The sequence below is a fragment of the Fodinibius sp. Rm-B-1B1-1 genome, from assembly GCF_038594945.1.
GTDB lineage: Bacteria > Bacteroidota > Rhodothermia > Balneolales > Balneolaceae > Fodinibius > Fodinibius alkaliphilus.
Genome location: NZ_JBCFYD010000002.1, coordinates 544,560 through 559,178 on the forward strand (window position 1 = coordinate 544,560; position 14,619 = coordinate 559,178).

18 protein-coding genes are annotated in these 14,619 nt (G+C 35.9%); 2 read left to right on the top strand and 16 right to left on the bottom strand.

Going from position 1 to position 14,619, the window contains the following annotated elements:
* Nucleotides 1–306 precede the first annotated feature (306 nt).
* The 3 genes from AAFH98_RS09655 to AAFH98_RS09665 form a co-directional block, all read right to left on the bottom strand.
* A complete protein-coding gene (locus AAFH98_RS09655; RefSeq protein ID WP_342522497.1) occupies nt 307–747 on the bottom strand; it encodes an MgtC/SapB family protein in 441 nt (146 codons plus the stop codon).
* Between the two features lie 233 nt (nt 748–980).
* Nucleotides 981–1,439, bottom strand: coding sequence for a M23 family metallopeptidase (locus AAFH98_RS09660; protein WP_342522498.1), 459 nt, complete (start codon nt 1,437–1,439; stop codon nt 981–983).
* A 195-nt stretch (nt 1,440–1,634) separates the two neighbouring features.
* The gene (locus tag AAFH98_RS09665; RefSeq protein WP_342522499.1) at nt 1,635–1,856 is read right to left on the bottom strand and encodes a hypothetical protein; all 222 of its coding nucleotides are present in this window, start codon (nt 1,854–1,856) and stop codon (nt 1,635–1,637) included.
* Nucleotides 1,857–2,229: 373 nt separating this feature from the next.
* Between AAFH98_RS09665 and AAFH98_RS09670 the strand changes: the two genes are divergently transcribed.
* Together AAFH98_RS09670 and AAFH98_RS09675 are read left to right on the top strand one after the other, a co-directional pair.
* Nucleotides 2,230–2,832, top strand: coding sequence for a toxin-antitoxin system YwqK family antitoxin (locus AAFH98_RS09670; protein ID WP_342522500.1), 603 nt, complete (start codon nt 2,230–2,232; stop codon nt 2,830–2,832).
* Nucleotides 2,833–3,079: 247 nt separating this feature from the next.
* Nucleotides 3,080–4,066 carry a hypothetical protein gene (locus tag AAFH98_RS09675; protein WP_342522501.1) on the top strand — a complete coding sequence of 329 codons (987 nt, stop codon included), beginning with the start codon at nt 3,080–3,082 and terminating at the stop codon, nt 4,064–4,066.
* Nucleotides 4,067–4,242: 176 nt separating this feature from the next.
* Here the strand turns inward: AAFH98_RS09675 and AAFH98_RS09680 are convergent, their stop codons facing one another.
* The 13 genes from AAFH98_RS09680 to AAFH98_RS09740 form a co-directional block, all read right to left on the bottom strand.
* Nucleotides 4,243–4,740, bottom strand: coding sequence for a hypothetical protein (locus AAFH98_RS09680; RefSeq protein ID WP_342522502.1), 498 nt, complete (start codon nt 4,738–4,740; stop codon nt 4,243–4,245).
* A gap of 166 nt (nt 4,741–4,906) precedes the next feature.
* Nucleotides 4,907–5,560 (bottom strand): COG1361 family protein, encoded by a 654-nt coding sequence (locus AAFH98_RS09685; protein ID WP_342522503.1) that lies wholly within the window; start codon nt 5,558–5,560, stop codon nt 4,907–4,909.
* A 168-nt stretch (nt 5,561–5,728) separates the two neighbouring features.
* Nucleotides 5,729–6,061, bottom strand: coding sequence for a hypothetical protein (locus tag AAFH98_RS09690; RefSeq protein ID WP_342522504.1), 333 nt, complete (start codon nt 6,059–6,061; stop codon nt 5,729–5,731).
* Nucleotides 6,062–6,237: 176 nt separating this feature from the next.
* Complete coding sequence (locus AAFH98_RS09695) at nt 6,238–6,972, bottom strand: hypothetical protein (protein WP_342522505.1); 735 nt, start codon at nt 6,970–6,972, stop codon at nt 6,238–6,240.
* A 157-nt stretch (nt 6,973–7,129) separates the two neighbouring features.
* A complete protein-coding gene (locus AAFH98_RS09700) occupies nt 7,130–7,843 on the bottom strand; it encodes a hypothetical protein (protein ID WP_342522506.1) in 714 nt (237 codons plus the stop codon).
* A gap of 153 nt (nt 7,844–7,996) precedes the next feature.
* Entirely contained in the window at nt 7,997–8,689 is a 693-nt protein-coding gene (locus AAFH98_RS09705) for a hypothetical protein (RefSeq protein ID WP_342522507.1), read from the bottom strand.
* Nucleotides 8,690–8,847: 158 nt separating this feature from the next.
* On the bottom strand, nt 8,848–9,336 hold the full coding sequence (locus AAFH98_RS09710; protein ID WP_342522508.1) for a hypothetical protein: 489 nt from the start codon (nt 9,334–9,336) through the stop codon (nt 8,848–8,850).
* A gap of 148 nt (nt 9,337–9,484) precedes the next feature.
* On the bottom strand, nt 9,485–10,402 hold the full coding sequence (locus AAFH98_RS09715) for a hypothetical protein (protein ID WP_342522509.1): 918 nt from the start codon (nt 10,400–10,402) through the stop codon (nt 9,485–9,487).
* Nucleotides 10,403–10,559: 157 nt separating this feature from the next.
* Entirely contained in the window at nt 10,560–11,369 is an 810-nt protein-coding gene (locus AAFH98_RS09720) for a hypothetical protein (protein WP_342522510.1), read from the bottom strand.
* A gap of 168 nt (nt 11,370–11,537) precedes the next feature.
* Nucleotides 11,538–12,245 (bottom strand): DUF948 domain-containing protein, encoded by a 708-nt coding sequence (locus AAFH98_RS09725; protein ID WP_342522511.1) that lies wholly within the window; start codon nt 12,243–12,245, stop codon nt 11,538–11,540.
* 167 nt (nt 12,246–12,412) lie between these two features.
* Nucleotides 12,413–13,090 carry a hypothetical protein gene (locus AAFH98_RS09730; protein WP_342522512.1) on the bottom strand — a complete coding sequence of 226 codons (678 nt, stop codon included), beginning with the start codon at nt 13,088–13,090 and terminating at the stop codon, nt 12,413–12,415.
* 142 nt (nt 13,091–13,232) lie between these two features.
* Entirely contained in the window at nt 13,233–13,679 is a 447-nt protein-coding gene (locus tag AAFH98_RS09735) for a hypothetical protein (protein WP_342522513.1), read from the bottom strand.
* A 162-nt stretch (nt 13,680–13,841) separates the two neighbouring features.
* A complete protein-coding gene (locus AAFH98_RS09740; RefSeq protein ID WP_342522514.1) occupies nt 13,842–14,195 on the bottom strand; it encodes an antibiotic biosynthesis monooxygenase family protein in 354 nt (117 codons plus the stop codon).
* Between the last annotated feature and the right edge of the window lie 424 nt (nt 14,196–14,619).

The window sequence follows — 14,619 nt, forward strand, 5'->3', positions numbered from 1 at the left end:
AATGACGAATGCTATACTTTAGACAAGCGCCAAGGGAAAAATGTTACAGGCCTATGAAATATTTTTGAATATTATATAGAAAAGGGGCTTTGGAAGGCTCTTCTAAACGAACTGACATCGATATCTACGAAGTAACCAATAAAACCAAGAGGGGCGTCTTGACGAGGTGTGTCCGCTTAATACGCGGATTAGGTAGCTGTAGAGTTCAAATAGAAAAATATAAATAGGTTTTATCTTTAGGTTTGTTTTCAGATAAAGAACCTAGTTGGAATGGATTGCAATAAAAAGTAGACCGTAAGTTAAGGTTCAATCTTTATTTTCTTTCGGTCTTTGATTTCTTCTGCTAAGGTGAGCTAGCCTGGGAATAATACCTGAAATAACAGTGGCAATGATTCCAATAACGTGATATCCAAACCCAAAGGTCATGCCGATTGCTCCCGCGAACCATATACTGGCTGCCGTGGTTAGATTTTTTACTGTTGCACCTTCTTTGAGTATTAATCCCGCACCCAAAAAGCCAATGCCCGTTACAACTTGTGCTGCTATACGGGATTGTGAGGAAGGATCTACTCTCATCGATAAAAAAGTAAAAAGCATAGCACCTGTAATGACCAAGCTGTGGGTACTTATTCCTGCATCTTTGCCCCTGGATTCTCGTTCAGCTCCAATACTAAAACCCGCCAGGAGAGATAAGGCGACATCGATAAGGAATACTAATTCATATCCCGATAAGATATTTGGCATCATAAAGAGGTAACATTTTTGGTTATGGTGAAACAGAGTAATTAATAAAAGCAGATAGATGTCTGGCAATTATAAAATCGAGCTGCCTAACGACATTGTATATAACCGGCACACGCAATTTCTATTTATTTTGCAACTAACGAAAGATGAGTTTTAAAACCAAGGGCGGCAACCAATAGGCGAGGTATGTCCGAGTTAATGCGCGGGTTAGCCTACTGGTAAAGTTAATTGTTTTATTACTCTTTGAGATATTTAGCAGGATCAATAGGGTTTCCATCTTTTCTTATCTCAAAATGAAAACCTGCAGTTATAGCTTTTCCTGATTTACCTGAGTAACCTATGAGTTCTGATGCTTTTACTTTTTGACCTGATGACAATCCTTCCAATGGTTTTGATAAATTACAATAGTAAGTTTGATAACTATTTGGGTGTTCAATAATGATCATATTACCATAGAAATCTTTTATGCCTACAAATTTGATTATACCTTCTGTAGAGGCAAAAATTTTTGTACCAACAGGAACAAGATAATCAATGCCTGAATGAAATCTTTGTTCTCCTGAATTAAGATGTGTTCTTGGACCGAATGGAGAAGCAATTTCTTCATCCTCTTGAATTGGGTGGTGAAAAACTACTTCTTGATTCAATAGGCTTAAAGAGAACAAAAGAAAAAGTGAGCTAACAAATATTTTCATAACAAAATTAATTGTGGTTTAATATTGCACCATTAGATAAAAAGATTACTCAGAAACACATCAATTTTAATTTTAAAAGCGATAGTAAGTATATCAGATTAAGTTGGGAGCTACTGTTAATACAATCCCTAAGCAGCCTAACGATATTGCGCATAAGGTGAAGTTTTGGCGAGGCGTGTCCGCTTAATGCGCAGGTTAGGCATTTTCTTGTTCGTTAGTCTGAAAGAGGGAAATATTTTTGCCCAAAAATTCAATGAGCATTATACCACCAAATGCAAAAAAACTCATGATCAAAATTTCCACGAAAAAGCTTGTCCAATAGCTTTGGAATAGGTCAGAAAAATCAAATAACAATTGATAGATAATTATTCCAATGAAAGGTCCGAAACAATTTCCGACAAATTTCTTATCCTTCATAGATGATTGCAAATTTTATAAAAAAAAGTTCATTATTTAGAATAATGCCTAACGACCTTGCGTATAAGCTTCACACGAACGAATGTTGAGTTGATAAATAATGAATGATGAGCTAAAAAGCCAGAAGTTGGCAAGCTCTGGCGAGGCGTCGCGGGTTATACACCCGATTTGCCCAAACCTTATTTATGGGACAATCCTCTCAGACGTTTATGCAGGGATTCGGAAAAATCGGCTATTGTATGTTAGTTTGGAAGTTTAATTTTATACACTACTTTTGTAAAAGTGATTATAGCTTCAAGAGAAAAAAATACAATTAACAATTAACCATAGTTAACCAGCTGATTACCTGTTCATTTTAAAAAAGAGGCTTCAAATGATGTATCGACACTATTCACCGTTCCGATCAATTTTGAATACCGCACTGCTCCTACCAATCCTGGTCTTGCTTACGTTCTGTTGTAAAGAGGCTGAAAACAAGGTTCAATATCCGGAGACAACTTACAGTAATGTTGAACTTCATTTGGACGGCAAGCGTGATAAAAAACTTGAGAAGCCTTTAGGTACTCATTACACTTCCTCCGGAGAGCCCTTCATGGGAACGCGAAAGATTTATTACTCCGATACAGACAGTCTGCATATGAAGCAGTTTTTTGAAGATGGGATACAAACGGGATCTGTCATTTACTATGATGACGGAGATATTGTTCGACAAAAGCATGGTATATATCTAAATAAGCCTCACCTTAAGGAAATGTATGAAAATGGGATTTTAGTTTATGAAAATGTCCCACCTACGCAAAGCAAAGACGGAATGGGTCATGTTCGCTTGTGGTACAAGAATGGGCAGCTTTCAGTTGAACATTCTTACACTGGAGACCAGGTAAAGCAAGGACTTTTGACGGAATATGATGAAGAGGGCAATATTACCATGCAAGAACGATATGAAGATGGGGAATTGGTAGAAACGATAAAATAACGAAGGTTTGTTGCAGTAGGGGGTATAACGACATTGCGCATAAGCTGCACGCGAATGAATGTTGAGTTGATAAATAATGAACGGAAAGCTAAAAAGCCAGAAAAGGGCAAGACCTGGCGAGGCGTGTCCGCTTAATGCACGCTGGTTAGGTGTATTTTTATGACAGGACCAATTAATGAATATAATTGCAGGTTATTCTTAATTTTTGTAAATATTTTTAAATGGGAGGGGTTAAAAAATCATTGTTATGAAATATTACTATCAAGGAGTACTCTTAGGTATACTATTAATAGGCTTTCTATCCTGTACCAATAAGCAAGATAGTAATGATACATCAAAAGCAAAGCAAGAGAGTAGTAATACATCAGTAAATGGACCAGCATTAGTGGAAGTAAGTGCTATTTACGAACCCGAAAGTGATCGCCATTTATTTAAAACCGATACGGATACGATATCAGCAGGTTGGACTACTTTTAAGTTTGCGAATCTAAGTCCGATGGTACATTTTCTGTTTTTTGACTACTTACCTGAAGGTAAGATGAGCGAGGACCTTTTGGCAGAAGTGAGTCCGGTATTTCAGGAATCTTCTTATTTGCTAATGGAGGGTAAAAATGATTCGGCTCAGGCAGTCTTTTCAAAACTTCCTGACTGGTTTAACGATATCGTTTTTCGCGGGGGTCCAGGATTTGTTTCGCCCGGCAAAACTACCGAAGCCACACTTTTTATGAGACCCGGCAACTACGTGATGGAATGTTATATAAAAACGGCTGACGGTACCTTTCATTGGAAGAAAGGAATGACCAAAGATCTACATGTCACTTCTGATACAACGGATGCCAACCCACCGCAATCACCCACAATTGAAATAACAACAAACGACAACGGGTTAGATATTACTGGTGAGGTTACCCCCGGTAACCATTTGGTTAAAGTAAATTTTGATGAAGAGAATCCTGGGATGATTGCCCGAGATGTACATATTGCTAAGTTGGACAAAAATGATGATCTGCAGGACATTATATATTGGCTTGACTTTAACAATGCTGAAGGACTCGTTTCAACAGCGGAGGATCCAGCTCCGGCTACGTTCATAGGTGGTACACATGAAATGCCAAGAGGTAATACTGCCTATTTTACTGTAGAGTTAGAACCAGGGCGATATGCTTGGATATCAGAGCAACCTACCAGTAAATCGACTGTCAGGGAATTTACCGTATCTTCCCAATCTGAGTAATACACCTAACGACATTGCGCATAACCTGCGCACGAATTAATGTTGAATTAGCAACTAACGAAAGAGGAGACTTAAAACCAAGAGCAGCAACGAATAGGCGAGGTGCGTCCGCGTTAATGCGCGGGTTATACCGACTTATATTTATACAAGGATTTAAGTAAACATGACATATAAACTTAATCGAAGAATGTAATAAGTAGACGATGGTGGAATAAAGAAGATGTAGAATCTAGTGCAGAGTGATTAATGCTGAATGATTTAAATTTAAGACATTCAAAACATCCACCGTAACTCAGATAATCTTCAGATGTAGTATCAACTTTCCAAGAACCAAATGAAATACTATAATTTTTGTCTACTTCGAGATCTATCTTTGCATTCCCTTGGCTAATAGGTTTGGTGGTATCATACTTTGAAAAGCTAAATGCAAAGGAAAAAGTCCCAGATGGTACGGTTTTGTTTTGTGATTTAGGCTGATTATCAGTTAATGTAATCTCTTGGCTACTTTCGCCAACTTGTATTTTAATTCTACCTTCATTCAATAGTTTGTCATGTTGAGGAGAAGAGGAAAATTGAACAGTAGGATTTTCTTCTTCCGCACTGAATACGGAGCAGCTACTGGTCAAAACTGAGAAAGCTAAAAATAAGATTGCAAAATTAGGTATTGGTTTCATAACACTTCTTGATTTATTGGATTAAAAAGTCGGTATAACGACCTTGCGCATAAGGTGCGCACATAATAAAGTTGAGTTGATAAATAATGAACGAAGAGCTAAAAAGCCAAAAGCTGGCAATCCCTGGCGAGGTGCGTCCCCTTAATGCGCGGGTTATACCCACTAATTACCGTAATTTATTCTTAAGTAACTTTTGAATTTTTTCCATCGCTTCTCTCATTTTTTCTAATTGATATCGCTTGTCTCGAGTAACAACTTTATCTGAGTATAAATAATTATGCACGTGAATTTCATAATCATGCGAATACTCGTTGTTCTCTAAATCTTCATATTCAACAGACACATTAATTTCTCTATTTTCCTTTTCTGTTTTCATGGTATCAAATGATATACCAATCATATCATTTGCAGAAAAACCTGGCGGCATAAATTTCTGTGTTATCATGTTTTTATAAGATTCCCGATAGGATTCTGTAAACATTGCTGACAAATCTGGATCAAAAGAAATGGAGACATTTTTTGCTGGCCTATTTCCAATATTCTTCACTTTTAAATCAAGTCTGTGATTTATGTAAGGGAAACTAACCACAATGTATGGTCGATTTTGTTCTTTTATAGATTGATTATTAGATCTTAAAATCAGATATGTCAGAAATACATACACAAGCGTTAAGCCAGCAAGTATTACATTTGAATAGGATCCAATATTAGAAACAAATTGACTTCCAGGTTTAGCATAAGACTGATAAATGAGAAGAACACCCAAGCCAGCAAAAAATATCAGAGAGATAGCTATGAGTGTTTTTTGAGTTTTTGACATTTATCTAGCTAATTTTGTGGGTATAACGACCTTGCGCATAACCGGCGCACGTTTTACTGTTGAATTAGCAACTAACGAAAGATGAGTTTTAAAACCAAAGGCGGCAAAGAATTGGCGAGGTGCGTCCGCGTTAATGCGCGGGTTATACGGTATAATATTTATTGTACTTCATTTTGGCCAATTGTTACCATCATCTCTAGATTCTTCACGTCTTTTCCAACCTTCTTCAAGTGAATCTATTCGTTCCTTTAAACCTTCGATTCTACTTTTAAGAGATTGCAAAACCGATTTAAGTTCATCTTCTGAATCAATTAAGAAATAACCATTACTATTACTTCCTATTGGTATATTATTATCGAGAATAGCTTCTCTAATTAGATTTCGAGTAGGTTCTGCTGTTCTTCCTGAATCTAATCCGAGTGACGCTTCTATATCATCAGCATTTTGAGAATTTTGTGAACCATCGTTGAGTTGTTGAATTAAATCTTGAATAGTTGCCATAATGATTAATTAAAATGATTGAAAAGATTATTAGACCGTATAACGACATTGCGCATAACCGGCAGGCGCCGGGATGTTGAATTAGCTTTAAAACGATAGATTAACTAATAAATGAAAGGGAGGCAAGGAGATGGCGAGGCCTGTCCGAGTTAATGCGCGGGTTAGCCATACTTGTTTTAAGACATTCTTATGATATGCTTCATAAATGACGATGTTATCTCAAATATAAATTCAATTTCCTCTTCAATTACAGCATCATCATGCTTGACATATGAATTTTGATAATGAGTATAATAATTAATTAGTCTGACGAACATATTTCTTAGCTCAGGAGAACCACCTTTTGTTTTAAGATGGTTACCTACATTAGAAATCTGGTTCTCCAAGGATTTATTATTATTAAAGATACTCTTTAGTAATATTTCGAGTGATAAACGTAAATCATCTAGGGTATTTCTCTCAAAAGCATCATTCTCAAACTTTGTCAGCGCACGCTCATAAATTTTTAATGCTTTGGGATAATCTTTGAGCCAATGGGTTGTTTCTTCAATAAGTATCTCATTAACACTTGAATCATCTAATCCATCGGAAAAATGAGAATACCTAGAGATGAGTTTTATTTTTAGATCTTTAGCTTTTGAATTGTTTTGAAACTTTTCTAATTCACAAATATCCTTGATTATTTTAAACTGTTGGGCAGGCGTAAAGCATTCAAGGTTGTCTTTTAAGGCTGTTCTTTTATTAATGATCCCTTTAAATGGATAGTCAGAATGGGGCAATTCGACATTATATTCAAATGCATATTTGGAAGTCTTATCTACTATTTCTGAACCACTTAAGCCAGAGTGTGTTTCTCCAAGAATACTAGCTGCATGAGTTAAAAAAGTCTTATCAATTTCTTCTTTTTGCATTAGGACAAATTTAGTGTTTGAGAAGTATGGCTAACGACATTGCGCATAAGCTGCGCACGAAAAAATGTTGAGTTGATAAATAATGAACGAAAAGCTAAAAAGCCAGAGGTCGGCAGGGTAGGGCGAGGTGCGTCCGCTTAATGCGCTGGTTAGGCCACTAGCTCTTTGTTTTTAGGGATGTTCTTATAATATCATAGTCTGGCTCTTCATTAATTTTTTTAAAAAACACATCGGTAAATTCTAAAGAAGATTTTACGCTCCATTCAGCGCATCCATGACCTAGACATTTATCAGGGTAGAAGGGATTTCCATCTCCTGTAAATGGATTTTCATTAAACTTACCCTTCAAATACTTCTCAAATTTGTGCTTGTCTTTGGGATCGGAAGGAGGAGTTACATCTGCTAGAATACTTTCTGGTTCAAAATGAATTAAAGCATTTCTTAAAATAATTAAGAATTTAGCGTTGCTATAAAATTCTACTCCTCGATTGAACTCATCTTTATCCAGTAAATCCAAAAATATTTCATATTTCTGTAAAATTGGATAGCTAGCAGTTCTTGGGATTCCTTTGTCCCATAATCTAGATATAAGTTCCAACTTTGATTTATTAACATTATCAAATTTATCGACATTCTCATTTATGTCGCAATAGATTTCATTAATTAAAGCCTCTAAAAATGTTACTGACTTAAATATAGAACCAAGCACAAATGATTTATGCTCCGCTAAAAAATCAACTTTTTGTTTAGGATTTGTTGGTTTGTCTGACTGCTCATATTCATGAGCTTTTCTAGCAAAGAAGGCTGCTGATTTTATTAAGTCGAGGGACAAATATGTCCTCAAATGCATTTGATATGAAGTACTAACCATGAGAATATTTTTTCCTTGTTAGTAAGTGGCCTAACGACCTTGCGCATAAGGGGCGTGCAAAGTCGCGTTGAAATTATTTTAAAATGTACTGTTGAAACGGATTAAATCGAAACCAGCAGCCAACGGCGAGGCACGTCCCACTTAATGCGCGGGTTAGGTGGCATTATTATTTACTTGGTCAATAAATTCTATGGTGTTATCAACATACTTTCTTGCTTCACCAGATACTTGCTCATAAAGTTTTCTTTGAATAGAATTGTTTATTCGATCAGCACCTTCAATAAGAGAAAAAAACTTCGTCCAATTTATTGCGAAATGAGAAATATTTCCGGACTTAGTAGGTACTTTTGTCTTTGTAATTATATCTGATAATTGTTTTCTATTTTTATTAATCTTTTTCTCCGCTTTGTGGTCAAAAATAACACCATACATAAAAAGCTCATCTTGAAGTTGATAGGCATCTATTAAGCTTTTCCCAAAAAATAGTGATTTATCAAAATCTGCAGTGATTTGACCATAAGAAATAGCACCCTTGATGGGAATACGATTGACCATGCATCGAGCCATTATATATCCGCTTGTAAGAACTATCGAAAATAATGAATCACTACTTTTGTTTTTAGTTGTCAAAAGTATGGAGTCAGAAAAGATTAAAGTTTTAATTAAATCTCTTGGAGGTTTTCCTTGAGATAATGGTTCGTCAAGTTCTTCAACACTATTGATGATTTCGTGGAGTTTTACCATCCGCTTTTTCACATAGCTATGTTTATTTCTAAAAACATAGTTTTTGAATCCCATCAGATCAAAGAATGCTGTAAACCTATATTCAGTTTCAGTCCAATTCATTTTTTTAATTCAATAAGTAAATGATTAATGAAGCCACCTAACGACCTTGCGCATAAGCTGCGTGCAGACCAACGTGGTTTTAAGACAAAATGTACTACAGAAATTGAGGAACTAAAAATCGGCAGCCAAGGGCGAGGCACGTCCGCTTAATGCGCGGGTTAGGTTGCAACTTCATTTCCTGAAGGTTTTAATGATGAAATAATAAATCTTGGTAGCAGTATTCCAGCCCAAGCACTAATTAATACCCAAGGAAGTGCTGAAAACCCATCTGACCATGAAAAACCTAAATTTCCAGTTGGTAATACGTATGAAAAGAAAACAACCAAGGTGAAAGGTAGGGCTAAAAGAAATGAGGTTAGGACAACTTGTTTTTTATAAAAATCAATGGAGGGTTTTTTGCTAGCTAATTTTAAAAAGCCATAAAAAAGCAAGGAATACGGAATGACTGTAATTAGAGCGATAAACCCTCCAAAATATACTCCTGAAATGAGGCTGTATACAATAAGACTCAAAATTTGATCAATGGTTTCTCCCCGAAGTAGTGGCTCAAAAATTGAAATAACTGTGGCCCAAACCATCGTACCCAATATTGCAGCCGAAATGGCCCAGATGAAAGAAGTTTTGAGTGGTGCTTTGTTTGTTTTCATAGGTTTAAAACTGTTGCAACCTAACGACATTGCGCATAAGGTGCGCACGAAAAAATGTTGAATTGTTAAATAATGAACGATGGGCTAAAAAGCCAAAAGTGGGCAAGACCAGGCGAGGTGCGTCCCCTTAATGCGCGGGTTAGCCGTACTACTCCTCTTGATCGGAAGGTTTATTTCCATGTTTTTCGTCAATTCCAGAAAGTTTAGGAATATTATTTAATCCATTTTCTGATACTTTAGGCACAGAAACTGATTTACTTGAGATATATTCAAATGCCGTTTTCGCATTTTGTAATGCCTCATCACAATTAGCAGCTATTGTTACTACGGCTGCAAGTACAATAACTGTTTGAGATAGTGTTGAAAAAACTTTATTCCATGAGGTTTTATCACTTTCTAGTTCATCTACAACGTTGTCTAATTCAGTAGTTAGTTTCTTGACAACACCGGCTGGAATTTGTTCGTCTTCGTTTAAGGAGGACTTTATTTTTCCGACAAGTATCTTTAAATAATTTTTAGATATATGACGGGGATCATAAAAATCCTCAATTACAAAAACATCTTCATTTGTTAACCACCATTTTTTAGCTTCTCTTGAAGCTGCCCCACACATTCCAGCCAATCTTTCTAGTGCTGTCTTAAGGTCTAGCAATAATTGAGAATTTAATTTTTTGTATCCACTTTCAGGAATTTGAAGCTCAATGTCTTGGCTCTGAATTTTACGAAATAGGACAAATCTAGTTGGGCTTAAACTTTCTCTCATCATTCCAAGACGAACTATATTTTGAGAAAGGTTTAATTTAGATTCAATATCTGAAATTCTTTCATTTAGCTCTTTGCTGAATATTTCAACTATACTTTGAATTGCATAAAAAACTTCTTCAAAACGTCTAAGTAAACCCAATTCATCGTTTATAATAATCTTATTGGGATAGATAGAATTAGAACAGTAATGCATGAAGTTTTGGGCTATCTTTAACTGAGGATGTAATTCATAGCTGGAGCGATCTGGATTAAGCAATTTTTCTAAATTATCCTCAAGTTCTTCAGAATTAATTTCTTTCATATAAAGGATTGTTGTTAAGTTGTACGGCTAACGACCTTGCGCATAAGCTGCGTGCGCCAACGTGTTGAAATTGTTTACAGATGAAAGGGTAACTATAAAAAGAGAGGTTGGCAAAAATTGGCGAGGCACGTCCCCTTAATGCGCGGGTTAGGTAAACTTACCCAAGAAGCTTAAAATTTAGATTGACTAGTAATTCTGATAATTCAATTTCTTCTTTTTTACAGAATTCAAAAAGTTGGATTGGTATGTCCCAGTCATTAAAATCCTTTATTTCAACTTCTGGCTTTTCATCCATGTTCAAGTAATAATCTGTAGTCAAATCATATTTTTCTAAAATTCTTATATGTTTTTTTAATTTCTCCGCTCTTGTTTGTGTTACTTCCTCTAACTCTTCCGGATTTATAACATTATCGAAGAAATTTTTCTCGTGCCTTTCAATCATAATGGTATAAACTCTCCTTGAATTTTCAGGTACTTTACTTAAGACATCCAAATATTCTTGAATATCCTTTGCAGTTTCTTCAAGTTCATCTTCTTTTAGATTCCAACTGAGGCTTTTACTTATTTTTGAAAGTTTTGCAGGAGGGGCAACTTTAATCTCTTTTGTCTTATCTGTGATACTATTGAATATTTTATCAACTGCTGAAGTATATCTATCCTCATGCTGATATTTTATCATTTTAAGACGACCAACAGGAAATTTTTCTACATCGTTAGTTTTTGTGTGATGTATTTGACACAATAGCATCAGGTTATCAAAACTTCTTCTTTCTTCATTTGTTTGGTCAGGATTAAATCTTTCGCCACCAGGCATGGCAGCCTCAATATGACATACTTCTCCAACATAATCTCCATCTTCGTCCATGATTACATTTTGGCATTTCGGAAAGGCACATTGATTACCTGATTTAAGATATAATTCTCTCAGAGTGTCTTTTTCTGGGGTGAGCCTTTTTGGTTCTTCCAATCTGGAATGAAAATTTAGATTACAATTTAAGTTTACCTAACGACATTGCGCATAAGGTGCGCACGAAAAAATGTTGAGTTGATAAATAATGAACGGAGAGCTAAAAAGCCAAAAGTTGGCAAGGCCTGGCGAGGTGCGTCCCCTTAATGCGCGGGTTAGGTGTAGAGATTATTCTTGCCAACTATCTAACACTCCATCTTCGAAGTAAAGATATTTTCCATTTGGATAAACCCATTGTTCTCTTACGCTATACGAAGTAGTTGTTCTATTTACATCATTTGGTCTGCCAAGAGCTTCTCTGGCCATTTCGTCTGTCATTCCGATCCAAATTTCCCCATCTATTAATCTTTTAGCAGTTGATTCACCATATTTTTTAATTAATCGAGCTAGTTTAGGATTATTTTCTTGAATTTTCTGAAGTTCTTTCTGCTTAATTTGGGATTTAATCTGCCGAACAAATTTATTCTCTTTTAAAGCCCCATAAGAAATGTAACCAACTTCACCATTATAAGATGCTTTCACATAAGGTTTTTGGAACCAATCATAAATTAATACTTCGTCATTTTCTTCAAGTTCGACAATTACATTACCATTGCTTGATGGTTTATCTCTTAATCTACCACCAATCATAGATATTCTTGTAGGAACTCCTTTTTCTCTCTCACTTTCTAATTTAATTTTATTGACTTGACCTCTTAATTCCGAAATTTTGTTAACTAATTGCTCTCTTTCGGTTTCCAGAGAATCAATTTGTGACTCAATCAAATTTTTGTTCTGATTGAGTTGATTAATTTCTGAATTTAAAGAATCAACTTCTTGAGCCAATAAAATTCCAGGAAGTAGAATCAGAAATATTAGAAAACTGATGTATCTCATGATGGTTTAGTTGATTTTAAAATTACTCTACACCTAACGACATTGCGCATAAGGGGCGTGCAAAACAACGCTGAAATTGTTTTAAAATGTACTGCAGAAACTGATCAAATCGAAACCAGCAGCCAACGGCGAGGCACGTCCCACTTAATGCGCGGGTTAGGCAAAGTTTACGTTTGTTCGTCTTCTTGGAAGCTGTCAAGTTTCCTGTTTAGCTGCTTAAGTTCTCTGATAATTTTTTTAAAAAGCTTTGGTAATTTCTGCATCTCGTAGTGAGTTTTGATTTCTTCTCTATCGTAAACTAAAGTGCCTTTATAGTGTTCTGCACTCAAGCGGAATGGTTGCTCATAATCTTTTCCACTCAAATCAGAATATTTTAAAACTCCAGTAAATACTACAGGATCATTCTTTTCAAAAAAACTGAAGTGAACATCTACTTTCTTCAATATTTCTTCTCCCTGAGAAAGTTTAAGAATATCGTAGTCTTCAGATGAGCTATTAAAAGTTACAACTTCGTCTTTATTATTTACGATATTATTGTCCCATTCAATTTTGATATTTTTTGCTGCAGAACCACCTTTATTGGCTAATGACAATTGAATTAGGCTATAACGACTCCTGAAATCAAAACTCAATTCCAAATCTGGTTTCAGTGCTTCCTTTTGTAAAACAACATTTTCAAAACTTGACCAAGCAGAAATTACGGAAGCTAAAACTGCTAAAACAGCGACAAGAGTTGCCCATGTAGAGACATTAGAAACACCAAGAATATTTATAGCAGCAATAAATATTGTAATGCTAAATACAAATACTGCAAATAGTAAAATTCGAGGGAGATACTTGAACATGTTTTCTAACTTTGCCTAACGACATTGCGCATAAGCTGCACGCGATGGAATGTTGATTAGTTAAATAACAAACGGAAAGGGAAAAAGCCAGAGAGTTGGCAAGCCCTGGCGAGGCGTGTCCCCTTAATGCGCGGGTTAGGCATTAACTATCTATCTGTGTATTGACTTTTAAGCCCTGTACATAATAGATATTTGATGCAAAGAAAAGAGAAAGAACAAATAAGAAAGCGAAAAAACCTTTTATGCCTTCTGGTGTATTTAATACTAAAAGACCTAAAGTTGTCAAAAAGAATGCAAAAAAATATAAAGCAATGCTCCAGTAACTCAATTTTTCAGACCACCTGAGAAATTTTAAAGTTAAGGGGCTGGGTTCTTTTGGATGCCTATTAGCTTTTAAGAACCATTCTCCAATTTTTATAGCTTTTTCTTTGCATGCTTTTATTACTTTCTTGCTTGACTCAAGTTGAAGGGTTTTTGTAATGAATGATAAGACTTTGACCGAAATAGCTACAGTTAAAATTAGTTGGATAAAAGATGAATATTCTCCTTCTATAAGGATATGAGCAATACTCTCAAGTAATTTATTCATAATCTATTTTGGTTTTAAAGTTAATGCCTAACGACCTGGCGCATAACTGGCAGGCGCAACAGTCTTGAATTAGTTTTAAAACGATAGATTAACTAATAAATGAAAGGGAGGCAAGGAGATGGCGAGGCCTGTCCGCGTTAATGCGCGGGTTATGCCCACTTTTCATTGAAGACCATTATCTGATTTGAAATTCACAACCTCTGAGATAATAATTTCATAACCGCTATACCATTTGTTATAATTCTGCTTGGCTTTTTGATGATTTGGGTTGTTAGAAAATTGTTTTAATGATTCTAAGCTATCCCAATAATAAACTACTGCCCTTTTGTTTTCTTCTTCATTAGACCAGCTCTCCTTGCCTAAAAAACCAGAATTAGAGTTCGCCACTTCATCTATAATGCTATTTAAACTTTCGAACTCCGAATCGTAATTTTTAATACGGAAAACAAAAGTTGCTGAGTAAACAGAGGATCCATTGTTAAGAAGTTTGCTAATCTGTTCTGTACATCTTTTCATAATCTCGATTTATTGCTGAGAATAAAGTGGGTATAACGACCTTGCGCATAACGGGCGCACGGATTACTGTTGAATTAGCAACTAACGAAAGAAGAGACTTAAAACCAAGAGGGGCAAGAATTGGCGAGGTGCGTCCACGTTAATGCGCTGGTTAGGCTGAGGCCCGAAACCAGTGCCACCAAAACCTGAGGAATGTGAAAGAAGCAGGGCGGGAGAAGAAGTTGGAAGCGGCGCCAGTGCGGGACGAGAGAAAGGAGCGAGGAGGCAAAACCTGGGAAACAGCAATAAACGTTGTAAAGTCACTCGTTAAAAGAGGCGATAGGCTGTAATTTTGCAGCCAGCCAGGCAGGAGCAATCGTTAACCAATGACCGAAAACCGTAACCGATTAATAGCCAAATTTATAGCAGAAATTGTGGCCGCACT